The organism is Propionicicella superfundia DSM 22317, assembly GCF_000423465.1.
Classification (GTDB): Bacteria; Actinomycetota; Actinomycetes; order Propionibacteriales; family Propionibacteriaceae; genus Propionicicella; species Propionicicella superfundia.
In genome coordinates this window covers 602,123-625,481 of the sequence record NZ_KE384020.1, presented here as the reverse complement: position 1 = coordinate 625,481, position 23,359 = coordinate 602,123, and the positions used below count along the sequence as shown (strand labels likewise).

General features: G+C 69.9%; 22 protein-coding genes. 9 read left to right on the top strand and 13 right to left on the bottom strand.

Translation table 11 applies throughout. From position 1 onward, the window contains the following. Positions 1–57: 57 nt before the first annotated feature. From G555_RS0108105 to G555_RS23205, 3 genes are read right to left on the bottom strand one after another with little or no spacing between them, the layout of a single operon-like run. Complete coding sequence (locus G555_RS0108105; RefSeq protein ID WP_036921628.1) at positions 58–612, bottom strand: PIN domain-containing protein; 555 nt, start codon at positions 610–612, stop codon at positions 58–60. Further along, entirely contained in the window at positions 612–1,052 is a 441-nt protein-coding gene (locus tag G555_RS0108100; protein WP_028708500.1) for a helix-turn-helix domain-containing protein, read from the bottom strand. The genes G555_RS0108105 and G555_RS0108100 overlap by 1 nt, the downstream gene beginning before the upstream one ends. Positions 1,053–1,064: 12 nt before the next feature. Beyond that, a complete protein-coding gene (locus G555_RS23205; protein ID WP_281168179.1) occupies positions 1,065–1,193 on the bottom strand; it encodes a hypothetical protein in 129 nt (42 codons plus the stop codon). A 281-nt stretch (positions 1,194–1,474) separates the two neighbouring features. On the opposite strand from G555_RS23205, the gene G555_RS0108090 reads away from it, so the two are divergent. Beyond that, positions 1,475–1,804: a YchJ family protein gene (locus G555_RS0108090; RefSeq protein WP_245581222.1), complete on the top strand. Its 330-nt coding sequence runs from the start codon at positions 1,475–1,477 to the stop codon at positions 1,802–1,804. A gap of 1 nt (position 1,805) precedes the next feature. Here G555_RS0108090 and G555_RS0108085 read toward each other — a convergent pair whose 3' ends face one another. The 4 genes from G555_RS0108085 to G555_RS0108070 all read right to left on the bottom strand — a co-directional run bounded on the left by G555_RS0108085 (position 1,806) and on the right by G555_RS0108070 (position 5,777). Beyond that, positions 1,806–2,504, bottom strand: a complete 699-nt coding sequence (locus G555_RS0108085) for an NYN domain-containing protein (RefSeq protein ID WP_028708498.1) — start codon at positions 2,502–2,504, stop codon at positions 1,806–1,808. Between the two features lie 347 nt (positions 2,505–2,851). Further along, positions 2,852–3,784, bottom strand: a complete 933-nt coding sequence (locus G555_RS0108080; RefSeq protein ID WP_028708497.1) for an alpha/beta hydrolase — start codon at positions 3,782–3,784, stop codon at positions 2,852–2,854. A gap of 239 nt (positions 3,785–4,023) precedes the next feature. Further along, entirely contained in the window at positions 4,024–4,866 is an 843-nt protein-coding gene (locus G555_RS21185) for an ABC transporter permease (RefSeq protein WP_051208568.1), read from the bottom strand. Beyond that, the gene (locus tag G555_RS0108070) at positions 4,863–5,777 is read right to left on the bottom strand and encodes an ABC transporter ATP-binding protein (RefSeq protein WP_036921623.1); all 915 of its coding nucleotides are present in this window, start codon (positions 5,775–5,777) and stop codon (positions 4,863–4,865) included. Before G555_RS0108070 ends, G555_RS21185 begins: the two co-directional genes overlap by 4 nt. A gap of 605 nt (positions 5,778–6,382) precedes the next feature. On the opposite strand from G555_RS0108070, the gene G555_RS0108060 reads away from it, so the two are divergent. From G555_RS0108060 to G555_RS0108045, 4 genes are all read left to right on the top strand, one after another. Beyond that, positions 6,383–7,030, top strand: coding sequence for a hypothetical protein (locus G555_RS0108060; protein WP_028708495.1), 648 nt, complete (start codon positions 6,383–6,385; stop codon positions 7,028–7,030). Between the two features lie 81 nt (positions 7,031–7,111). Then, positions 7,112–8,212 (top strand): hypothetical protein, encoded by a 1,101-nt coding sequence (locus G555_RS0108055; RefSeq protein WP_028708494.1) that lies wholly within the window; start codon positions 7,112–7,114, stop codon positions 8,210–8,212. 144 nt (positions 8,213–8,356) lie between these two features. After that, a complete protein-coding gene (locus G555_RS0108050; protein WP_028708493.1) occupies positions 8,357–8,968 on the top strand; it encodes a TetR/AcrR family transcriptional regulator in 612 nt (203 codons plus the stop codon). A gap of 551 nt (positions 8,969–9,519) precedes the next feature. Beyond that, entirely contained in the window at positions 9,520–10,083 is a 564-nt protein-coding gene (locus G555_RS0108045; RefSeq protein WP_028708492.1) for a dihydrofolate reductase family protein, read from the top strand. Between the two features lie 160 nt (positions 10,084–10,243). On the opposite strand, the gene G555_RS0108040 is transcribed toward G555_RS0108045, so the two are convergent. From G555_RS0108040 to G555_RS0108030, 3 genes are read right to left on the bottom strand one after another with little or no spacing between them, the layout of a single operon-like run. Then, on the bottom strand, positions 10,244–10,999 hold the full coding sequence (locus tag G555_RS0108040; protein WP_028708491.1) for a succinate dehydrogenase/fumarate reductase iron-sulfur subunit: 756 nt from the start codon (positions 10,997–10,999) through the stop codon (positions 10,244–10,246). After that, a complete protein-coding gene (locus G555_RS0108035; protein ID WP_051208567.1) occupies positions 10,996–12,987 on the bottom strand; it encodes a fumarate reductase/succinate dehydrogenase flavoprotein subunit in 1,992 nt (663 codons plus the stop codon). The genes G555_RS0108040 and G555_RS0108035 overlap by 4 nt, the downstream gene beginning before the upstream one ends. After that, entirely contained in the window at positions 12,984–13,697 is a 714-nt protein-coding gene (locus G555_RS0108030) for a succinate dehydrogenase cytochrome b subunit (protein WP_036921619.1), read from the bottom strand. The genes G555_RS0108035 and G555_RS0108030 overlap by 4 nt, the downstream gene beginning before the upstream one ends. 253 nt (positions 13,698–13,950) lie before the next feature. Between G555_RS0108030 and G555_RS18675 the strand changes: the two genes are divergently transcribed. The 4 genes from G555_RS18675 to G555_RS0108010 are packed head-to-tail and all read left to right on the top strand — an operon-like array spanning position 13,951 to position 20,426. Then, positions 13,951–14,775 (top strand): DUF6994 family protein, encoded by an 825-nt coding sequence (locus G555_RS18675; RefSeq protein WP_211223201.1) that lies wholly within the window; start codon positions 13,951–13,953, stop codon positions 14,773–14,775. 46 nt (positions 14,776–14,821) lie between these two features. Next, positions 14,822–15,502 (top strand): hypothetical protein, encoded by a 681-nt coding sequence (locus G555_RS0108020; protein ID WP_211223200.1) that lies wholly within the window; start codon positions 14,822–14,824, stop codon positions 15,500–15,502. Then, positions 15,502–17,040, top strand: a complete 1,539-nt coding sequence (locus tag G555_RS0108015; RefSeq protein WP_028708487.1) for a DNA polymerase Y family protein — start codon at positions 15,502–15,504, stop codon at positions 17,038–17,040. Before G555_RS0108020 ends, G555_RS0108015 begins: the two co-directional genes overlap by 1 nt. After that, the gene (locus tag G555_RS0108010) at positions 17,040–20,426 is read left to right on the top strand and encodes an error-prone DNA polymerase (RefSeq protein ID WP_028708486.1); all 3,387 of its coding nucleotides are present in this window, start codon (positions 17,040–17,042) and stop codon (positions 20,424–20,426) included. The genes G555_RS0108015 and G555_RS0108010 overlap by 1 nt, the downstream gene beginning before the upstream one ends. A 34-nt stretch (positions 20,427–20,460) precedes the next feature. Here G555_RS0108010 and G555_RS0108005 read toward each other — a convergent pair whose 3' ends face one another. The 3 genes from G555_RS0108005 to G555_RS0107995 are packed head-to-tail and all read right to left on the bottom strand — an operon-like array spanning position 20,461 to position 23,238. Next, positions 20,461–21,252, bottom strand: coding sequence for an ABC transporter ATP-binding protein (locus G555_RS0108005; protein WP_028708485.1), 792 nt, complete (start codon positions 21,250–21,252; stop codon positions 20,461–20,463). Continuing rightward, the gene (locus tag G555_RS0108000) at positions 21,252–22,202 is read right to left on the bottom strand and encodes an ABC transporter permease (RefSeq protein ID WP_028708484.1); all 951 of its coding nucleotides are present in this window, start codon (positions 22,200–22,202) and stop codon (positions 21,252–21,254) included. Before G555_RS0108000 ends, G555_RS0108005 begins: the two co-directional genes overlap by 1 nt. Positions 22,203–22,251: 49 nt before the next feature. Next, on the bottom strand, positions 22,252–23,238 hold the full coding sequence (locus G555_RS0107995; protein ID WP_084634923.1) for an ABC transporter substrate-binding protein: 987 nt from the start codon (positions 23,236–23,238) through the stop codon (positions 22,252–22,254). Positions 23,239–23,359: the final 121 nt, after the last annotated feature.

Below are 23,359 nucleotides of genomic sequence, written 5' to 3'. Positions count from 1 at the left end.
GGCCGCATGAGTACGCCGAAGTCCATCCCTGGCCGCTTGAGGCGGGAGGAGTGGGAACTATCCGCGATCGCCAAGTGCCTGGCGAAAGAGAGCGGTGGTGTCGGGCGCGTCGACGGCAAGGCTGTCGAGGACATCGTCGGACGTCGCGCCGTCGCTCCAAGCGCGGGCGATCGCCGCGACGATCCTGCCGAGAGCATCCGGGTGGTCCTGATGCAGCCCGGTGAGGAAGTCGTCCGGATGCTGTGCGTGCACGCCCCACGTACTCAGGCGGTCGGCGGGGAAGTCGCGGAGGTTCCGGGTGACGATCACCTGGGCTTCGGCGTGGATCGCGGCGGCCAGGACGTGCCGATCGTCCGGGTCGGGGAGGTCGAGCTGATCGATCAGGTGCTCGTGGCCGGTCACGGTCACGTCACGGATCGCGTCGTTCATCAGCCGGCGAGTGCGATCCAGCCGCACGGGGTCGGGGCGGTTGGCGCGAAGGTTGCGGAACATCTCATCGAGGATCTGATCCGTCCACTTCGGCTGCACCAAATGGGCGAGCCCGACGCGGATCAGTACATCCCGCAGGGTGGAGGGGTAGAGCACGTTGGCGTCGTAGACGACGACCTGCATCAGGCGAATCCGAGCTCGCGAGTCTCCGCGGTCAGCGCATCGACAGCAGACTGGCGGCGCTCGTCGTCTTCACGCAGGTATCGGATCAGCGACGCGGCCTTGATGCGCCGGTGGGTGCCGACCGTGCGGTACTCGATCTGTCCTGCGTCGAGCAGGCCGATCAGGAACGGGCGCGATACATGCAGCGCATCGGCGGCCTGCTGGGTCGTCAGCTCCGCCTGCGAGGGAAGAACGGTCACGCCCTCGCCGTGCGCGAAGCTGTCGAGCACCTGCGCCAGCGCGGCGAGCGCAGACCGCGGAACCTCCACCTCGCCGACCTGCCCAGCCAGGCGTAGTCGCACCGGACCCTCGGCGTCGAGTGCGGCGTCGATCCCGCGCAGAGCGGAGGCCGCCAACTCAGTGTCTGCTGGCTCGGGAACCAGCGTCGCGATGTCGCTCATCAGCCCATCCTCCTAATCGAAACAATCGAAACAATCGTAGCGCGCGGATCCTCCCGTCAGCAGCAGCCGATCGCCGGGATCCAGGTCGAAGGTGGCGTCCCACGCCCGCCACTTCACGGCGTGTCCGTCGTCGGTCCGCATCAGCAGGATCGTGTCGGTCCTGTTTCGGTGGTAGGTGGCGCCGTCCACCTCGATCGGCCGTTCCCTCGATCGGTCGTTCCACGGTCACCTCCAGTCCGGATCGGTCGTCGGTGGTCGTCATCGTCTTGACCGGCGTGCCGGGGGCGCGATCCACCCCCTGGGCCCGGCGTGCGGACGCTCGCGCCTGCTCGCCGCGACGGGCCCGGACTCCTCGCCGACGTGGACGCTCTGGCCGGAGTCGCCCAGCCGCCTGATCCAATCGGTTGCGGCAAACTGGCACCGTGACGAACCTTGATGGCCGAACCTGGCCGGCGACCGCGGAAGGCCTGATGCGATCACGGTTCGACGCCTTCCGAGACGGCGACGCCGACTGGCTCCTCGCGTCCTGGCACCCGTCGACCCGTCCCCGGTCGCTCGACCTGAGCGGCAACCCGAGATGGCGTGGACTCCAGATCGTCGACACCGTCGCCGGCGGGCCTGACGACGACACCGGGATCGTCGAGTTCCGCGCCACCTACCTGGCGCCGCGCGGGGGAGTGGATGTGCAGCAGGAACGGTCACGGTTCGTCCGCGAGGGCGGCCGCTGGTTCTACCTCGACGCGATCGGGTAGCTCACGCGCCCGGGTCCACGCGCACGGCGACGCCCGTGGTTCCCTCGTTGCGGAACTCGTAGCCCGGCAGGGCCTTGAGCACCTTGGTCCAGGACGCCTTTCCATGGTCCTTCGACGATTGCCCGTAGTGCTGGCGCATGTAGTTCGCGACGGCGTTGACCCGGGCCCAGCCGTGTTTGTCGGCGTTCTTTGTGATCGCGTCGGCGAGCATCTCCGCCAGGGTGGGCTGGCGTTTGGGCTCGGCTTTCGGCTTGGATGCGGCAGCGTCGTTGCCCTGGATCGCGGTGAACGTCGTGCACGCGGCCTGGAAGGACGCCGGTGTCGTGGGGCGGCCGAACCCGAGAACCTTGGCGCCGCGCTCGCGAAGGAAGTGGGCCAGCGGGGTGAAGTCGCTGTCGCTGGACACCAGCGCGAACACGTCCGGCCCGATGGTGTGGTGGAGATCGACGGCATCGATCACCAGCGCGAGGTCGGTGGCGTTCTTGCCCTTCACCGGGTCGGACTGCTGGACGGCGCGGAATCCGCGCCGGCTCAGCTCGGCGTCCCAGCTTCGCAGCCCCGTCTTGAACCAGTTGCCGTACGCGCGGCGAATCCGAGCGTCACCCTGTTTCGCCAGGGCGGCGAGCACCTGGTCGAGGCTGCCCAGCGCAGCGTTGTCGGCATCGACGAGGAGAGCGATCGTCGGCGGGATCTCTGTCACACCTGAACACTAGTCCCGGGCACCTCGCCGGGGCTGCCCGCTCGCAGCCGACGGTCGGGGAACGACCGGCCGCGAACAGGTGGAGCGCCCGAGACGCTCCGCAGCACTCAGATCAGGCGGCCGGCGCGGCCTCGACGCTTCCCGCGGGGACAAAGAGTCTGAGCTGGCTGCCTGCGGTCGCCATGAGTACTCGTCCCCGCCAACTGTGCAGGGCGATCTTTCCTGGCCGGAGCTGTCGGGACGCCGGCTCCCGAGCATACGGCGCCGCTGGGTCTGACCCGGTCCCGGCCCTACCGCTCCGCCGAGCGCCGCTCCCGGTGCCGACCGGGCTCGGCGACGGAGCGCTGTCAGGCCGGGGGATCGGTCGCCGCCGCGAGCCAGTCGCGGGCGGAGCGGATGAAATCACGGACGAGGGCTGTCCGCGGCGCGAGGTTCTCGAAGCCGTGGGGGGCGCCCCGGAGCACGTCGAGGCGCACGCGGACACCGGCGTCGCGGAGCCGTCGAGCGTAGGCCGCGTCCTCGTCGTGGAAGAGGTCGATGTCGCCGACCCCGATCCACGTCGGGGGGAGACCGGTGAGGTCCTCGCGGCGCGCTGGAGCCGCCTCGGCCGGAACATCCGCAGCACCGGGAACCGCCGTGCCGCGCAGGAGAGCCGACCAGCCGACGCGGTTGGCGGTGTTGTTCCAGACAAAATGATCCAGGTCGTCGAGGCTTGTGTCAGCGGCGGTGCGGTCATCGAGCATCGGGTACAGCAGCCATTGCGCGACCGGTCGCGGCCCGTCCTGATCGCGGAGGGTGTGGACGAGCGACGCGGCCAGCCCCGCTCCGGCACTGCCGCCGCCGATCGCGATCCGATCCGGCCGGATCCGCAGGCCGGCGGCGTTGTCGTGCAGCCATCCCCACACGGCCATGCAGTCCTGGTGCGGGATCGGGTAGGGGTACTCCGGAGCCAGACGGTAATCGGCCGAGGCGATCGTGATCCCCAGTTCCCGGGCGGTCTCGGCGCAGAAGCGGTCGTCCTGCCGGGGCGCGCCGATCACCATCCCACCGCCGTGGATCCACAACAGCGCCGATCCGTTCGGGCGCGTCGGGGCGTAGAGCCGGAGTCGTGCCGGCCCGGAGCGCACGTTGCGGACGGCGACGCCGTCCACCTTCGCTCGCGGCAGCAGGTGACGACTGCCGAGACGAGCGATGCGTCGCAGGACAGGCCTGCGGACATCGACACGCGGCGAGTGGAGAGCCATGTCCACGAGTTGCGGGTCCACTCGTTCGATGTCCACGTGTTCCCCCGACCGCTCGCGTCCGTCTCGGTAGAGACTCCTCACCGAAGCCTCGCACGCGGCGGCCTGCCGTGGCCGACGAACGACAGGGGCGCTCGACGGAACGACGCGCTGTGGCGGGCCTGGGGGTCGGCGGCCGGCCGTGGACGGACAGATCGCCGCGTTCCCGGTCTGGCCCGCGAGTCGGGGTGCTGCCCGGTGTGGGCCGCGTCAGCGGCTCTCCGGACGGCGACGGTCGACTACACGTCGATCCGCCGGACGCGGGCCACCGCGGCTGCGGCGAATCCCGCCAGGTAGACCAGGACGACGAGCAGCCCCTGCCAGGGCGCCAGGTGCAGGCCGCCGGCCGGTGTCATGGCGGCGAGGATGTCGAACTCACCGGCGTCGAAGCCGGAGGAGTAGAGCGAAGCGCCGGCCGATGCGGGCAGGAACGCGACCACATCGGCCGCCCAGGTCCCGGGCAGCAGGACGGCGGTACCGGGCACCGCCCACAGCACCAGGAGCACGACGGTGACGGCACCCGCCGTCCGGCGGAGGACGGTGCCCGCGGCCAGGGCTGTGAGCGCGACGAAGGCCATGTAGGCCGCGGCTCCGAACAAGATGCGCACGACCCCCGGGGCGAACAGGGTGGTCGCACCGTGTCCGATGATCGCCAGGAGAACGTGCGCCAGGACGAAACACGCCAGCGAGGCCGCCAGGGTGGTGAGGAAGCTCGCCCCGGCGACGACGATCGCCTTGGCGGCCAGGACCCGCGTGCGTCCGGGGTCGGCGGCGAACGTGCTCTGGATGCGGCCCGTGCGGAACTCGGTCGTGATGGTGAGGACGCCGAGAGCGATCGCGGCGAACTGGGCTCCGGTGACCCCACCGGTGGCCACGCCGGCGACGGCAGTCGCGTCGAGCGGACTTCCCGGTGCGGCGCTCAGCGCCATCGTGACCGCCATCGCGACCATCATGGCGACGGTGGTGCCGGCCGCCCACCACGAGGAGCGGGCGGCGCCCAGCTTGATGAGTTCACCCCGGACCAGTCCGCCGAGGCTGAGCCGGGTGGCGCCGACCCGGGGCAGGGTGAGCGCGGCGCTCATGCGGCGATCCCCGTCCGGTACTCCACCGCATCTGCGGTGAGATCGAGATAGGCATCCTCCAACGAGGAGCGAAGGGGCGACAGCTCGAACAGGACGAGCCTGTGCCGTGCAGCGACCCGGCCGATCTCCTCGGCGCCCACACCGCTGACGATCCGGGTGAGGGGATCGACGGTCTCGACCTGGACGTCGCGCTCCGCCAGACGACCCATCAGGTCATCCACCTGCGGGCTCCGCACCCGGGTCGCACCGCCGCCCGCGTTCGCGACGATCTCGGCGACGGGGGCGTCGGCGAGAATGCGGCCACGCCCGATGACGATGATGTGGTCGGCGGTCTGGGCCATCTCACCCATCAGGTGACTGGAGAGCAGCACCGTGCGCCCCTCAGCGGCGAGTCCGCGGACGGTGTCACGCACCCACCGCACGCCTTCGGGATCGAGACCGTTGATCGGCTCGTCCAGCAGAAGGATCTGCGGGTCGCCGACAAGCGCGTTCGCGATCCCGAGCCGCTGGCTCATGCCGAGGGAGAAGGTGCCGATCGGCTTGCCCGCCACGCCCGCCAAACCCGTGACGGCGAGGAGCTCCTCGACCCGGGGCAGCCCGAGACCGTGCGTCGCGGCCTGGGCGAGCAGGTGCTGCAGCGGGGTGTTGCGGGGATTGAACGCCTTCGCGTCCAGCACACTGCCCACGACCTGGAGGGGGTTGGGGTAGGCCGCCAGCGGCCGGTCGTCGACCAGGACCCGGCCGGCGTCAGGACGGTGAAGTCCCAGCAACAGGCGCAGGGTCGTGGACTTGCCCGCGCCGTTGGGACCCAGGAAGCCGGTGACCTGCCCCTCACGCACGGTGAAGGACACGTCGTCGACGGCGACTTTGCTGCCGTATCGCTTTGTGAGGTTCCTCGCTGTGATCTGCATGCGTCCCATCCTCGGGACGCGACGGGGGAGACGAAACCTCCAGCCGGACCCCGCATCTACTGCATTCGGCGTGGCCGATCTCATCCGTGCGGACGACGACAACCGGCCGGTCGCCGCCCGCTGCCCACGAGCACCGGCATCGGCGGTAGGCGGGGCTACTGCCGACGCGGTACAAGGTCGCTCCCTGCAGACGACGCCACACCGCTTGGGACTTGGAAGGCTCGAAACAGGCACAGAAAGCAGACCTCGCAACGACCTCTCGGAGATGTGACGTCAGCGCTTTCGGCTCCTGGAAACACGACCATTCACATTCACCACACACCTCACGGAGGGATCCATCATGGCCACCTGGCTCATCTGGGGAATCGCCATCGTCGCCGTCGTCATCGTCGCCGCGCTCGTCACGGCGGTCGTGAAGCGCGGGAAGTGACCGATGCTCGCGATCGCCGGGATCATCGTCGCGGTCGTGGCCGTCGTCGCGGCCACCAGGAACCGACGACTCTGACACCTGCCTCGCCGACCGTCGAATCCCGGCTGCATCACCCGCAGAAGGCCGGCTCGACTCGGCTCGGAGGCCCGCGCCCGACGTCGTCCTCACAGGACCGATGGGCACCACATCGCACAACGACAAGGACAGACGGATCATGAACATCTCGACCGCCACCACCTACGAATACGCCACCATCCGTGTCGACCGCGACCGGGAGGGACTCTACGCAGACACGTACCGCACCTTCGGCTGGACGGTGGAGGTGCGCGAGGACCCGCTCGATGCCGATACGCCCCGGCCGCTGCCCGACAGCCTCGCTCGCAGCGTCCCCCTCGTGGGCCGGATGTACCGCGCGGTGGAGGACTCGACCCCACAGGCCAACACCATCACGTTGCGGCTCAAGCGCGACCGCCACATCGCCAACCGCGCCGAGGTCGTCGGGCTGCAGCACCAGGCCGAGGCCGCTCTCGCCGACATCGACCGCCTCGAACGCTCCGCGCACAACCGTGCGAACGCCGCGAGCCTGGGGCTGGGCCTGATCGGTGCCGCGCTGCTGGCGGGCTCGGTCTTCTCGCTGACCGCGGGCCTGACCATCGTGATGGTCGTCCTCGGCGCTCTCGGCCTGCTCACCTGGCTCGGCGCCTTCCTGGCCAATGCCGCCGTCAGGCGCACTCGCACCGGGAAGGTCGCGCCCGCCCTCGAGGCCGCCTACGCGACCGTGTACGCCGCCAGCGAGCGCGGTGCCCACCTGCTGTACGCCTAGCCCCCGCCCGGCGGGGAAAGAACGCCATCGGAGCGAGGCGCCACAACCTCCCCCATCCACAACGAAGAGAAGGAGAACACAATGATCGTCGATGATCCCAAGGTCACTTTGGACTGGGAGGGCCACGGCATTCCCGCCGACGCGCGCGACGCGCCGTTCCTGGACTGGCTGTGCTCCGTGGTCGCCCGCGGCGACGACGGCAACACCTACTGGTTCGGGACGTCCCCACTCATCCTCGGGCTGGAAGGCGTCGACATGTGGAACATCGAGGCGAGCTGGGAGACCGGCACCGTGCGGCAGCTTCCCGGTTCGATCTTCAAGGTCGCGGACTTCCCGTCGGTCGGCGTGGCCGCGCGCCACACCCACCCTGCGGGGACGCTGCAGGTCGAACGCTCCGACCACGAGGTCACGGTGAGGCTGCCCGGCTTCCAGGTGATCTGCCGGGACGACCACAGTTGGCACTACACCATCGAGGACGCCGAGAAGGGCATCAGGGCCGAGTTCGTGCACCAGGGCACGGGCTACCCGACGTGGTACGGCAAGGAGACGCCGTCCTACCTCACCCCGCATTCCATCGCCTACGGGTACAACTGGTCCGGCAGGGTCGAGGGCAAGCTCACGATCGCGGGCCGCGAGGTGGACATCGTCGGCACGGGCATTCGCGAACGCTATGTCGCGGTGGACTCCTCGGCGGCGGAGATCGGCGGCTGGGAGGACTGGGCGTGGTTCCACTTCGACGAGGCCCACGGGTCGATGTACGACATGAAACTCGGCCAGAAGGACTTCTCGATCAACCTGCCCGGCGACGGCCTGTACCTGCCTGCGGGTGACTTCGCCATCGAGCACGAGGAGTGGGCCTGGCTGCCGCAGCTCGGCGCGTTCATCCCGACCCGCTACCGCGTCCGCTTCGAGACCGAGGCCGGCGTCCTCGAACTCTCCTCCGACGTCGTCGGAGCCACGGTGTGGGGAGTCACCGGCAAAGCACCCAGCACCCCGGTCGCAACCCTCAACTGGGACAACGTCCAGGGCGCCTTCACCTACACCGACGGCCGGAGGAGGACGCTGACCAATGGCATGGGCGGCGTCTCCATCCGCCAGATCAAGCCGTACCCGGATGTCCTCGGGGCGGTGCTCGGTGCCCACGGCGCCGTCGAGGCCGACGGCCGCATGACGACGCTGTAGGACCACGCGCCCAGCGGCCCCGCCGCGACGGCCGACGGCAGCAGCACCGGGTCGTGCGCGTTGGCGAGCGTGAGTACGGCGTCACCCGGAGGACCGGTCCAGGGACTAATACGTTCGTACAGCTTCATCGGCTACCATCGTCCGATGGCACAACAGGCGAAGGTCGAGCAGGAGCGTGCGATTCGCCGACGGGGAGCAATCCTCGACGCCGCGATCCGGCTCCTGGTGCGCTCCGGAATGGCTGCGGTGAGCCATCGCTCGGTGGCCGCCGAGGCGGGGGTCGCGCTCGGTGCGATCCGCTATTACTACGAGACCCGCGAAGCACTGTTGCTCGCGTGCGTGGACCGTCTCGACCAGGACCGGTCTGCGTCCGCACAGGCGGCGATCCAGGAGGCTCGGGAGCGTCGCCCCGGCCGGGAGGATCTCGCCAGGCTCCTGCTGCTGGCCTGCGACGGCCCGCGGCTCGACGACGACGCCCTTCGCGGCACGATCGGCTGGGTCGCGGATTGCGGCCGCGAAAGCCCGGCGCTGTCGGATCGGCTGGTCCAGTTGCGCCACGGCGTCGATCGGCAGGTCCGCGAGCTGCTGGATGGGGGAGGGCACGCCGACATCTCGGCGACGCTGGTCGCCGCGGTGATCGACGGAAGCGTGTTCACCTCCACCGCCGAGCGGAAGATCGGGATCGCGGGGATCGCGATCGCCGACGTCACCGAGTTCCTCACCCTCGCCTCGGCGTCTCGGCCCCAAGGGCGCTGAGTCGTCCGCCCGCGTTCGCACGGCAGGCACCCGGACGGATCCGGCCCGGGTGGCCCCAGGATCCACTCGTTCAGCGGCGGGAGCGGCCGCATCCGGCACGATCTCGCGTGGGTCTACACCGGGAGTCGTGGCCGCCGCACCGGTGGAGCGCCCGGCGCTCTGCCGGCGACGCGGCCCGGTGGCGGTCGCCGCCAAGACCCCCGTGCTTCTCACCCCTCGGGGAGGTCGGTGGGCCGGGATCCGCGGAATTGTGTACCTTCTGGCCACCATCCAGGCCGGAACGGAGCTCGACCGCGGAGTTCTGTACCCGATGCGGGGGCTCAACAGGCTCAATGGGTGCATAACTCCGCAGCCAGGCGGCCAGGTCGCTCCGATCGGCGGCATTCGGTACAAAAGACCGCGCAACGCGGCGCACAGCCCCGGCGGAACCGGATCGACCCGGTTGCGCGAACGACCGGCGTCGGCGCGGGTGGCACCCGGCCTCGGCGGAGGGCGTTGCCGGTGTCGGCGGAACGCTGCACGCTGTAAGCCTCGACCGGACGGAGGGTTCCATGGGCACGCTGATCTACGCGGCCAACATCTCACTCGACGGCTTCCTCGAGGACGAGACCGGTTCGTTCGACTGGTCCGTGCCCGACGAGGACGTGCACGCGTTCTGGAACGAACACGAGCGCCGCATCGGCACCTCGCTCTACGGACGGCGCATGTACGAGACGATGCGGGTGTGGGAGAGCGATGACTGGTTGACGAACGAGCCCGCGGTGGTCCGCGAGTACGCCGGGATCTGGCGTGACACCGACAAGGTCGTCTACTCCTCGTCGCTCGCCGACGTCTCGACCGCGCGCACCACCATCCAGCGGCGGTTCGACCCCGCCGCGGTGCGATGGCTCAAGGAGACCTCCAGCTCGGACCTGAGCATCGGCGGCGCGGGGATCGCGGCGGAGGCATTCCGGCACGGCCTGGTGGACGAGTGCGTGCTGCTGCTGTGCCCGGTCGTCGTCGGTGGCGGTAAGCCCGCTCTGCCTCGGGGCATGCGACTCGACCTCGAGTTGCTGGACCACCGACGGTTCGGCAACGGCGTGATCTACATCCGCCACGCTGTCCGACAGGCATGACCGAGGGGCGCGCGCTGCGGGAACACCGGTGCAGATCGCGCCCTGGCGGTGATGGCCCGTAGGAATCGTGACGCCGGAGCGGGACGTTGCCTGCGGTGGACGCCGGACCGTCACGTCATGATGCGTCGGATGCGGCGTGGGTCACGAATCACCGACGCCGCTAATCGTCGCGGTTGCGTCCCCGCCTCACGGAGCGCAATCGCTCCCGATTGACGCCGGCGATCGCCGTCAGGGGGATGCCTGCCGGGCACACCGCCACGCACTCCCCGTACACCGAACACGGGCCGAACTCCTTCTCGGAGGCTTCGACCATGTCCGCCGCACGGCGGGCGCGCTCCTGCCCCGTCGTGGGCACCGTGGCCAGATGCAGGAGCTTGGCTCCCGTGAACAGGCTCACCGAGGCGTTGGGGCACGCCGCGACGCAGGCGCCGCAGCCGATGCAGGCCGCCATGTCGAGCGCCCATTCCGCCCGCTGATGGGCGAACTGATGTGCGTCGGCGTCGGCCGCCGTGCCCGCGTCGACGGAGACGAAACCGCCCGCCGTGATGATGCGATCGAGCCCCGAGCGGTCGACCGCGAGATCGCGCACGACCGGGTAGGAGCGTGCGCGAAAAGGCTCGAGGACGACCGTCTGCCCGTCCTGGAAGCTCCGCAGATGCTGCCGGCAGGACGGCGTGTTGGGCTTCGGCCCGTGCGGCACCCCGTCCACGGCGATCCCGCAGGATCCGCAGATCCCTTCGCGGCAGTCGGAGTCGAACACGATCGGATCCCGGCCCCGGGCCACGAGATCGTCGTTGAGCTTGTCGAGGGCTTCGAGCAGCGAGAACTCCGGAGTGACCTCGTCGAGTTCGTAGTCGGCGAACGCGCCCTCGCTGTCGGTGGACGCCTGCCGCCAGATCCTGAGGGTGAGCTTCACTTGTAACTCCTCGTCGCGAGGGGAACCGAGACGTACGAGAGCGGCTCCTGGTGTCGCACGTAGCCGCCCGCCGGCGTGCGTTCCCACGCGGAGGCGAACATCCAGTGCTCGTCATCCCGGCTGGCCTCGCCGTCGGGCGTCTGATGCTCGACACGGAAGTGCGCACCACACGACTCGTCACGATCCAGGGCATCGATGCACATGAGCTCGGCAAGGTCGAGGTAGTCGGCCACGCGCCCGGCGCGCTCGAGTTCCTGATTGAGGGATTCGCCATCGCCCTGGACACGAAGGTCGGCGGTGAACTCCCGCCGCAGTTCCTGGATGCCGCGGATCCCCGCGGTGAGCTGCTGACCCGAACGGCTCACACCGCACACGTCGTAGAGGAGTTCTCCCAGGCGCCGATGGAAGCGGTCGGGGCCTTGAGTCCCCCCGATGTCGACGAGCGCCTGGATCGTCGTGCGCACCTCGTCGACGGCCGCGAGCGCCGCCGCATCGTCAGCGGCGAGCCGGGGACTGCCCAGCAGCCCGGCCAAGTAGTCCGGCACCGAGTAGGGCAGCGTGAACCAGCCGTCCACGCACGCCGACAGCAGCGAGTTGGCACCGAGCCGGTTCGCCCCGTGATAGCCCCACCCGGCCTCGCCGCCGACGAACAGACCCGGGATGGAGGTCATCATGTCGTAGTCGGACCACAGTCCGCCCATCGCGAAATGCGCTCCGGGCGCGATGCGCATCGGAACCTCGTACGGGTTCTCGCCCGTCGCGTCCTCGTACATCTCGAAGAGGTTGCCGTAGCGCTCGGCGATGGTCTTCGCACCCAGCCGGGCGACGGCGTCGTGGAAGTCGAGATAGACCGAGTTGCGCAGCGGGCCGACGCCCCGCCCGGCGACGATCTCGGTGCGGGCGGCCCGGCTCGCGACGTCGCGGGGGGCGAGGTTTCCGTAGGCCGGGTACCGCCGCTCGAGGTAGTAGTCGCGCTCGTCCTGCGGGATCTGATCCGGCGGGCGGGTGTCGCCGGCGCGCACCGGCACCCAGATGCGTCCGTCGTTGCGCAGCGACTCGCTCATCAGGATGGTCTTCGACTGCCACGGGCCCGACATGGGCAGCGCGGTCGGATGGAACTGGATGAAGGCGGGGTTCGCGAAGTAGGCGCCGCGCCGGTGCGCCCGGAAGGCGGCGGTGGCGTTCGAGTTCTTCGCGAGCGTCGACTTGAAGAAGACGTTCCCGTACCCCCCGGTGGCGAGCACCACGGCGTGAGCGGTGTGCGCGGTGATGGCACCCGTGACGAGATCCCGCACGACGATGCCCTGTGCTCGTCCGTCGACGACGATCAGGTCGAGCATCTCCGAGCGGGTGTGCAGCGTCACACGACCCGCCGCCACCTGCCGCAGGAGCGCCTGGGACGACGCGACCTGCAACTGCTGGCCGGTCTGGCCGCGTGTGTAGTAGGTGCGTGAGACCTGGACACCGCCGAAGGATCGGGTGGCGAGCTGACCGCCGTACTCCCGGGCGAAGGGCGCGCCGAGCGCGTCGAGATGGTCGATGACGCGAACGCTCTCCTCGCCGAGCCGCCACGCATCGGCCTCACGCCCGCGGAAGTCGCCCCCTTTGACGGTGTCCTTCACGAAGCGCGCAAGGGAGTCGTTGTCGATCTTGCGCCCGCGGGCCGCGTTGATGCCACCCTGGGCGGCGACCGAGTGGGCACGGCGCGGCGCGTCGTGGAAGGTGAACGCGGAGACGTCGTACCCGAGCTCACCGAGCGCGGCCGCACAGCCGGCACCTGCAAGTCCGGTGCCGACGACGATGACGGTGAACGTACGTCGGTTCAGGGGCGAGACGAGCCGGTAGGCGAGCTTGCGCTCGTCCCAGACCTGGGCCGGGGGCACATCGCTCGGACCGATGCCGGAGATGTCCCCACCGATCGAGCGCAGGGCGTCGAGCACCTTCTCCTCGTCGGCCCGTGATCGTTGCGACGCGACGTCGAAGGTCATCGGACTACTCCCAGCAGGATGAACAGAGGGATGGACGTGTTGCCCACGGCGACGACGAGCGCGACCGCGAAGCCGAGCACCTTCCAGACGGCACGCACGCGTTTTCCGGTCACTCCGAGGTCGTGGGCGGAAAGCCACAGCCCGTGCACGAGGTGCAGGACCAGCGCGAGCATCGCGGCGATGTAGACCGCGGCCGCCCACGGCCGCCGGAAGCTCGCGACCAGGTTCGCGTAGGCATCCCCGTGCTCGAACACGTCGGTCGCCGCCGGCGGCGCACCGATCGTCAGGTCGAGGAGGTGGAAGACGAGGAACAGGAAGAGCACGATCCCGGTGACGAGCATCGTCCTGGTGCCGAAGGTGCGCAGCGGCAGTGCCCGGCGGCGGTGGGGGCCGCGGGCCCGGCGGCCACGGATCGCGACGAGGATCGCGCAGCCCACGTGTGCGACGAGGGCGGCGAGCAGCACGGCTCGCAGGATCCACAACAGACCTTCGTGGGGGAGCAGGGGTGTGAACGCGTCACGCAGCCAGGCGGCGTACTCGTTGAAGTGGTCGGCGCCGAAGAACACCTTGAGATTGCCGACCATGTGCACGAACACGAATGCCGCGAAGACGATGCCGGTGACGGCCATCACCACCTTGGCCGCGAAGGTCGACAGAGGGAACCTGCGTTTCGGCGTGGTCGGCGCTGCCTTCTCCAGTGAGACCGTCATGCGTGCTGCCCTCCGGCTTGCCGTCGGATCCCGACTGCCGTTCGACGATCCGGTGCCACCGCCCTGCGCCCGGAGCGGCTGCGCTGCTGCTCTGACTCCACCTGCCGTGGCATGACCTCATCGTAACAGGCAAGTTGTACGGTCATATCAGTTCGAGGAAGTCCGGTTCCTGCCACGGTGGACGAGAATGGCGCTGGCAGCGCGGCCGCTCCGGACGCAGGCGCGGCGGCCGGACGGCATGTGGAGGAGAACCATGACGACAGCAAGGCCCGGTCCCGGACCAGGTCGAGCGACCGCACTCATCGACACGACCTTCGACTTTCGCATCGACACTCCACCGGGTCGAGATCCCGACGCGTTCAGCCCGACGCTGCGCCGCTACCACCGGTTGCTGTGGAGCAAGCCACTGCCGTCGGGACACGTGTTCGACCTCGATCAGTCGGTGCCGGGCCGCTACCTCTCCCACAGCTCGGAACTTGGCGATTTCACCCTTTCGAGCGACTCGGTGATCCCCACCTACACCCGCTGGGTTCGAATGCAGGCCATCGTGGGCCAACTGCCGGAATCGGAGCGAGAGGAATTCCGCTCGCTCGGGTACACGATGGGCGGCATGATGATCTGGCCCGGAGTTCCGGCCGGCGGGCGAAGGACAATCAACGTCGAACGAGGGTTCAACGCCCGCATCGCTGACCGCATGGATCTCACCTTGGAGTGCATCCGCCGTCACTACCGGGGTCTCGACAGCCCTATGGCTTCCACGCTGATCGCGTACGCGAAGTTCTTTTCGCTCTTCGAGAGCTTTGAAGGATTTATAGATTTTTTCCTGCTCGGAGATCTTGTTGATAGCAGTGGTGCGGTGCGGTTCTTTCTTCCCTGTGACGACTTCAGCACCAAGGCGACTCCCGGAGACATCAAAAGCTACCGCGACTACAAACGATGCACACTCGCCTTCGTGGCAGCCCGCAACTCGCGGATCGATGAGTTCTCCGAGAGGAGCCTCATGACCGTTGACGTCGATGGTCTTGGCGTCTCGCGCGGGAACCCGAAGCTCCCGAGGCGCGGGACGCCGCCGTCTTGACGGAATCGAACAGTCGTTCGATTATGGATGGGTGTCCTTCCGATCCGTGACCGCAGCATCTCCGACCCCGGAACTGATGCGGCAGTTGCGCGCCCAGGCGGACAGCCAGGCCGAGGACGCCCGGCCGCGGAGGCTCCCCGTGCCCCCCGGGCTGGCCGGGTTGCTGCCGGACGCCGGTCTGCGGCCGGGATCCGCCTACACCCTGGACACGGCCGGCGTCTTGTTGCTCGCCCTGCTGGCCGAACCGTCCAGGGCGGGATCCTGGTGCGGAGCGGTGGGCCTGCCGGAACTGGGAGCGGAGGCCGCCGGTCAGGCGGGGGTGGCGCTGGACCGGCTGGTGCTGGTCCCCGCACCGGGGCGGCGGTGGCTGTCGGTGGTCGCCGCGCTGGCCGAAGTGCTGAGCGTGATCGCCGTGCATCCCGGCAACGCGGTGAGCCCGGCGGACGCGGCCCGGCTGGCGGCCCGGCTCCGGGACCGTGGGGCCGCCTTGCTGGTGGTCGGGGAATGGCCACGCGCCGAGGCGGCGCTGCGCGTGGATGCGCCGCGCTGGTCCGGTGTGGGTGCCGGCCACGGCCACCTGACCGGACGTGAGGCGACGCTGACCATCACCTCCCGGCGCGATCCCCGGCCGCGTAGCGCCCGGTTGCTGCTGCCCGGCGCCGACGGGCGGCTGAACGTGGTGGCACCGCTTGCCCCCGCCGCCGGGCGGCTGAGGGCGGTGGGGTGATGGCCGGGTCGACCCAGCCGGCGCGCTGCTGCGTGCTGTGGTTTCCCGAATGGCCGGTGACCGCCTGGGCACAGGCCGAAGGCGGCAGCGTCGGCGACCCGGTCGCCGTGGTCGAGGCCAACCGCGTGGTCTCCTGCTCCGCGTCCGCCCACGCCGAGGGGGTGCGCAGCGGCCAGCGACGACGAGAGGCGCAAACCTGCTGCCCGGCGCTGCAGGTGGTTCCTGCGGACACCGACCGCGACCACCGGCTGTTCACGCCACTGGTGGACCGGCTGGAGCAGGTGAGCCCCGGCATCCAGGTGATCCGTCCAGGGCTCGTCGCGCTCCGGATGCGAGGTCCTGCCCGGTATTACGGCGGCGAGAAGCCGGCGGTTGCGGCCCTTCTCGCTGCCATGACGGACGCCGGAGTGACCGAACTCCGGGCCGGGATCGCCGATGGGGTGTTCACCGCTGAACAGGCCGCCTACGACCCCGAGCCGGTCCGAGTCGTCCCCCCGGGCATGGCTGCCGACTTCCTGGCGCCCCTGCCGGTGAGCCGGCTCGGTGACGCCGAGCTGGCCGATCTGCTGCCGCGCCTCGGCGTCCACCGGCTGGGGGAGTTCGCCACGCTCGACGCGGAGCTGGTGCGGGATCGCTTCGGCGAACGCGGCGCCCGGCTGCACGACCTGGCCGGAGGGCGGGATTCCCGCCCCATACAGCCGCGCGTCCCGCCCCTCGATCTGGCTCGGCAGGTCGAGTTCTCCCCGCCGCTGGATCTGGTCGACCAGGTCGCGTTCGCCGTGCGGGCAACCGCCGAGAGCTTCACCGCAGGGCTGGCCGAGCACCACCTGGTGTGCACCGAGATGCGGGTGGGGCTGGTGGCCGAGGAGGGCGAGCGCTCCGAGCGGGTGTGGCTGCATCCCGCCGCGTTCGACCCCGCAGCCATTGTCGACCGGGTGCGCTGGCAGGTACAGGCCGTCGGCAGCCAGATCGGCAGCGGCGTGGTGCGGGTACGACTGGAGCCGGTCGCGGTGGACGCCGTCGCCCACCACACCCCGGGGCTGTTCGGCACCGGTCCCGACGAGCGGGTGCACCACGCCCTGTCCCGGGTACAGGCGATGCTGGGTGCGGACGGCGTGGCCACCGCGGTGATCGGCGGCGGTCGGTGGCTGGCCGAACGCCAGGTGCTCGTCCCGTGGGGGGACCGAGTGGTGTCGTCGCTGCCGCCGGACCGTCCCTGGCCCGGTCACGTGCCGGCGCCGTTGCCGGCGACCGTGTTCGGCGACCCCCGGGACATGGCCGTCCTCGCCGCCGACGGGTCCGGTGTCTGCGTGGACGGTCGCGGCGTCCTCTCGGCTCCGCCCGCCGTACTGGTCGACGCCGGACGGCACCGGCCGATCACCGCCTGGGCAGGGCCTTGGCCGATGGACGAGCACACCTGGGATCCCGCCCGGCGACGCCGAGCGCACCGGTTCCAGGTGATCGACGACGCCCAGACCGCCTGGCTGCTGCTGTGCGACGACGCCGGCAGGTGGCGTGCCGAAGGGAGGTACGACTGATGGGCTTCCACAACCCGCCGATGCCCTGGTCCGAGCTGCGACGCACGCTGACCGGTCCGCGTCCGCCCTCGGGGCCCGAGGCGGACGTCCCCTTCTCCCGCAAACGCGGCCCCTATCTCCCGCCGCCGGTCGTGCGGCCGCAGGACGCCGTCCCGTATGCCGAACTGCACGCGCATTCCTCCTTCTCCTTCCTCGACGGCGCCTCCTCGCCGGCCGACCTGATCGTCGAGGCCGAACGGCTCGGACTGCACGCGCTGGCGCTCACCGACCACGACGGGCTCTACGGGGTCGCCCGGTTCGCCGAGGCCGCCGAGCCCACCGGGGTGAAGACGGTCTTCGGAGCCGAACTGTCGTTGGGCCTGTCTGCCCCGCAGACCGGCCGCCCCGACCCGGAGGGCACCCATCTGCTGGTGCTGGCCGCCGGAGAGGAGGGCTACCACCGGCTCGCCGGGGCGATCACCACCGCCCAGCTCGCCGGGGCCGAGAAAGGGCGGCCGGTCTACGATCCGGCCGGGCTGGCCAGTGCCGCCGACGGGCACTGGGCGGTGCTGACCGGCTGCCGCAAGGGTGCGGTACGCCAACGGCTGCTCGCCGGCGACACCGAGGGGGCAGGGCAGGAGCTGGACGCCCTGGTCGATCTCTTCGGCCGTCGGCAGGTGTACGTGGAGCTGACCGACCACGGCCACCCCGTGGATTCGTCCCACAACGATGCGCTGGCCGCGCTTGCCGACACTCGCGGACTGCCCGCCCTCGCGACCGGGAACGTGCACTACGCCACCCCCGCACAGCACCCGCTCGCCCAGACCGTCGCGGCGATCCGGGCGAACCGGAGCCTGGACGACCTGGACGGCTGGCTGCCGGCCGCCGGGACGGCCTTCCTGCGCTCAGGCGCCGAGATGCGCCGGCTGTTCTCCCGCTATCCGGGCGCCGTGGAGCGCACCGTCGAACTCGCCGACGAACTGGCCTTCCCGCTGCGCCGGGCCAGGCCCGCACTGCCGAAGCAGGAGGTGCCGGAAGGACACACCCCGATGTCCTGGCTGCGGGAGCTGGTCCGACGGGCGATCCCCGAGAAGTATCCGCGACTGGACGACGCCGGCCGGGCGCGGATCGAACGCGAGCTGACGGTGATTGAGACCAAGGATTTCCCCGGCTACTTCCTGATCGTGCACGACATCGTCGCCGAGGCCCAGCGGCGCGGCATCCTGTGCCAGGGCCGGGGGTCTGCCGCCAACTCGGCGATCTGCTACCTGCTGGGCATCACGGCGGTGGACTCCATCCGCTATGGCCTGCCCTTCGAGCGCTTCCTGTCGGCGCTGCGCGACGAGGAGCCCGACATCGACGTGGACTTCGACTCCGACCGTCGCGAGGAGATCATCCAGTGGGTGTTCGAGCGCTACGGGCGCACGCGCGCCGCCCAGGTCTGCAACGTCATCCAGTACCGGCCGAAGAACGCCGTCCGCGATGTCGCCAAGGCACTCGGCTACTCACCCGGTCAGCAGGACGCCTTCGCGCGCCGGGTCGAGCACTGGACGCTGCCGGAGCCCTCCGACGGGACAGGGCAGCCGCCGGACGTCCCGCCGGACGTGGTCGAGCTGGCCGCCCAGTTGCTGAAGGCCCCCCGCCATCTGGGCATCCACTCCGGCGGCATGGTGCTCACCGAACGCCCGGTGGGGGAGGTGGTGCCGATCGAGCACGCCCGGATGGCCGACCGGACGGTGATCCAATGGGACAAGGACGATGCCGCCTGGATGGGGCTGGTGAAGTTCGACCTGCTCGGTCTGGGCATGCTCGCCGCGCTGCAGCACTGCTTCACCATCGTCCGCGACGGCACCGGCGAGGCCTGGAACCTGGCGAACATCCCCAAGGAGGAGGGGGCCGTCTACGACATGCTCTGCCGGGCCGATGCGATCGGGGTGTTCCAGGTGGAGTCCCGCGCCCAGATGGGGTTGCTGCCCCGGCTCCGGCCCCGGGCGTTCTACGACCTGGTCATCGAGATCGCCCTGATCCGGCCGGGCCCGATCCAGGGCGGGGCGGTGCACCCGTTCGTCCGCCGCAGGCTCGGCCAGGAGCCGGTCGCCTACCCCCACCCCAAGCTGGAGCCGGTTCTGAAGCGCACCCTCGGCGTGCCGATCTTCCAGGAACAACTGATGCAGATGGCGATGGCGGTGGGGGAGTGCAGCGGTGAAGACGCCGATCTGCTGCGCCGGGCGATGGGTTCCAAGCGAGGGATCGAGCGCATCGAGTCCTTGGAGCAGAAACTCTTCGCGGGGATGGCTCGCAACGGACTGACCGGCGAGGCCGCCGAGCAGCTCTACGCCCAGATCAAGGCGTTCGCGAACTTCGGATTCGCCGAGTCCCACTCACTGAGCTTCGCGTTGCTGGTGTACGCCAGTTCCTGGCTGAAGCTGCACTATCCGGCCGCTTTTCTGGCCGGGCTGCTGCGCGCCCAGCCGATGGGGTTCTACTCACCGGCCACGCTGACGGCCGACGCCCGCCGCCACGGCGTCGAGGTGCACAGACCCGACCTGCAGCGTTCGGGGGTCGATGCCGGTCTGGAGGCGTTCGACGAATGCCGGGCCCCCACCGGCCTCGACTCGTGTCTGGATTCCGAGCAGCCGCCGGTGGGGGAGTACGACCCCGCAGCCCCCGATGTCGCGGCGACGCATCGCCGCGACGGCCGGTTCGCCGTCCGGCTCGGCCTGTCCGGTGTCCGGGGGATCGGGCTGAAGGTGGCCGGGCGCATCGTCGCCGAGCGAGGGGCCGGCGGGTCGTACACCTCGTTGGAGGATCTTGCCCGGCGTGCCGGGCTGTCCGAGGAGCAGTTGTCGGCGTTGGCCACCGCCGGCGCTTTCGACGGGCTCGGCCTGAGTCGTCGGCAGGCGCTGTGGCGAGCCGGTACCGCCGCGCTGGACCAGGCCGGAAGCCTGCCGGGCATGGTCGCGCCGCTGCAACCGCCGCTGTTCGACGACCCGACCGGCTTCGAGGTCCTTGCCGACGACCTCTGGGCGACCGGGATCGCGACGTCCGACCACCTGCTCGCCCACCTCCGGCAGAGCCTCGACGCTCGCGGCGTGCTGACCTCGGCTGCGCTGCGGACCGTCGAGCCCGGACGCCGGATCCGCGTCGCCGGGCTGGTCACCCACCGGCAACGACCGTCCACCGCCTCGGGGGTCACCTTCGTCAACCTCGAGGACGAGCACGGCCTGGTCAATGTCATCTGCACCGCCGGGGTCTGGACGCGCTATCGGCGGTTCATCCGTGAGGCCCCGGGCCTCATCGTCCGCGGCATCCTCGAACGCTCGCCCGAGGGGGTCACGAACCTCCTCGCCGATCTCGTCGAGCCGCTGCCCGTCACCGTCCGTCACACCTCGCGTGATTTCCACTGACGGTGGCAGCACTCGGTCGCCTTCTGCGCCCGACCTACTGCAAGAGGGTCGCGTCGGACAGTTCGGCGTCCTTGATCTTCTCGAACTCGGCCATCAGATCGGCCACCTCCATGGACGCCTTGCGGTCGCCCGCGACGTCGAGGACGATCCGGCCGGCGTGCATCATGATGAGCCGATTGCCGGTGCGCAAGGCCTGCCGCATGTTGTGGGTGACCATGAGCGCGGTCAGTCGATGCTCTTCGACCAGTTCGCTCGTCAGACGGTTGACCAGCGCTGCGCGCTGCGGGTCGAGGGCGGCCGTGTGCTCGTCCAGCAGGAGGATCTTCGGATGCGAGAGAGTGGCCATCAGCAGCGACAGCGACTGCCGCTGGCCGCCCGACAGCAGCCCCACCCAGTCGGTGAGCCGGTTCTCCAGCCCCTGTTCGAGCACGGTCAGCTCCTCGCGGAAGCGCTGGCGCTTGGCCTTCGTGACCGCCTGGCGCAACAGCCTGCGCCGTCCTCGGCCCATCGCCATCGCGAGGTTCTCCTCGATCGTCATGTGCGGGGCGGTGCCCATGGAGGGGTTCTGGAAGACCCTCCCGATCGCGGCGGCGCGGCGGAAGTCGGTGAGCCGGGTCACGTCCCGGCCGTCGATCATCACCGTCCCCTCGTCGGGACGGATCGAGCCCGAGACGACGTTCAGCAGGGTCGACTTCCCGGCGCCGTTGGAGCCGATCACGGTGACGAAGTCCTGGGGTGCCAGGTGCAGGTCGACGTCCTCCAGCGCCCGGCGCTCGTTCACGGTTCCCGGGAAGAAGGTCTTGGTGATCCCCGTGAGCTGCAGCATCAGCGTCCCTCTCCGCCCGTGGAGGCGTCGACCGGCGCGGGGCGATCCGCCGCACCGGGGTCTCCCGCATCGCCGTCGTGGCGCCGGAACCGGGCCGGCACCTTTTTGAGCCCCTTCATCTGCGGCACGAGCAGGGCGAGCACCACCAGGACGGCGGAGATGAGCTTCATGTCGTTGGGATTGAACCCGACGAGCAGCGCCACCTGGATGACCACCCGGTACAGGATGGAACCCAGCACGACCGCGGTCGCTGCTCGCAGGATCGTCAGGCGGCCCAGGACGGCCTGGCCGATGATCACCGAGGCGAGCCCCGCCACGATCATGCCGATGCCCATGCCGACATCCGCGAAGCCCTGGTACTGGGCGACCAGTGAGCCCGCGATCGCGACCAGCCCGTTCGACAGCGCCAGACCGAGGATCTGCTGAGCGTCGGTGGACACGCCGAAGGACCGGATCATCTCCGGGCTGTCGCCGGTGGCGCGCATGGCCAGGCCCAGATCGGTGTGCAGGAACCAGACGATCAGAGCCAGCGTGACCACGGCGACCGGAAGGAGGATCGCCGGCCCGACCCACGTGCCGAGCAGCTTGTCGGCCCGCAGTCCCGAGAAGAACGTGTCCGCCCGCAGGAGGGAGACGTTCGACGTGCCCATGATGCGCAGGTTGATCGAGTAGAGCGCGATCTGGGTGAGGATGCCGGCGAGCAACCCGTCGATCTTGCCCTTGGTGTGGAGCAGCCCTGTGACGACTCCTGCGGCCAGTCCCGAACCGAAGGCGAGGGTGGTCGCGACCAGCGGGTTCAGACCGCCGGTGATCCCAATGGCCGCGACCGCCGCGCCCGTGGTGAAGCTGCCATCGACCGTGAGGTCGGGGAACTCCAGGATCCGGAAGGTGATGTACACCCCCAGCGCCATGATCGCGTAGATCAGACCCAGCTCGACCGCCGTGATCATCCTGGCCCCTCCATCGAGAAGGCGGGGTTGCCCCCACCTCGTGCGGACACTACTTGGTGACGTTCTCCGGATCGGCCTTGTCGATGAGGTTCTGCGGCAAAGTGACGCCCATCCGCTGAGCCGCGCCGAGATTGAGGTAGAGCGCCAGATCCTCCTGCGTCTCCACCGGCATGGTCGCCGGGTTCGCGCCCTCGGTGAGAATGCGGGCGGCTTGCTTGCCGGTCTGGTAGCCGAGGTCGTAGTAGGAGATGCCGTAGGTCGCGATCGCACCGGCCGCCACCGTGTTGCCCTCGGCGGCGAAGACGGGGATCTGCTTGGTCTCGCCGACCTGGACCACCGAGCCGACAGCCGACACCACCGTGTTGTCGGTGGGGATGTACACCGCGTCGACGTCGAGGGACTCCGCGGCCTGCTGAACCTCGCCGGTGGTGGTGGCCGTCGCCTCCTTGACCTCCAGGCCGAGCTCGGCCGCAGCCGACTTGACCCACTCCACCTGCGTGACGGAGTTGGCCTCGCCGCTGTTGTAGATCACGCCGATCGTGTGGGCCTCGGGAACGACCTGGACGATGAGCTCGAGCTGCTCCTTGACCGGGTTGGCATCCGACGTCCCGGTGACGTTGCCGCCAGGAGCATCCAGGGAGGACACCAGTTGGGCGCCCACCGGATCGGTGACCGCGGTGAAGAGGACCGGCGTGTCGGTCACCGCCTGGGCGACCGCCTGCGCGGCGGGCGTGGCGATGGCCAGGATCAGGTCGTGGTCGGCGGCGGCGAACGTGCCGGCGATCGAGGCGGCCACGGACTGATCGCCGTTGGCGTTCTGCTCGTCGTAGGTGACGTTGAGACCCGCATCGGCGAGCGCCTTCTTGAAGCCCTCGCGGGAGGAGTCGAGCGCGTCGTGGCTGATGATCTGGACGATTCCGATCGAGTAGGAGGCGCCGTCGGCGCTCGGGCTCGACCCGGTCTGCGCGCTCGCGCAGGCAGTCAGAGCGAGGCTGGCCGCGGCCGCGACGGCGGCAATCCTGAGTCTCTTGTTCACAGTGATGATGTCCTTCCCCGGCAGCGACGAATCGTGCGCATCCTTGTGCCCGACCGGAGTGCTGGCATGCGCTCCGCGCGTCCTGGCTTTCGTGGGCGAGTGTAGGGTCCGCGGCGACGCA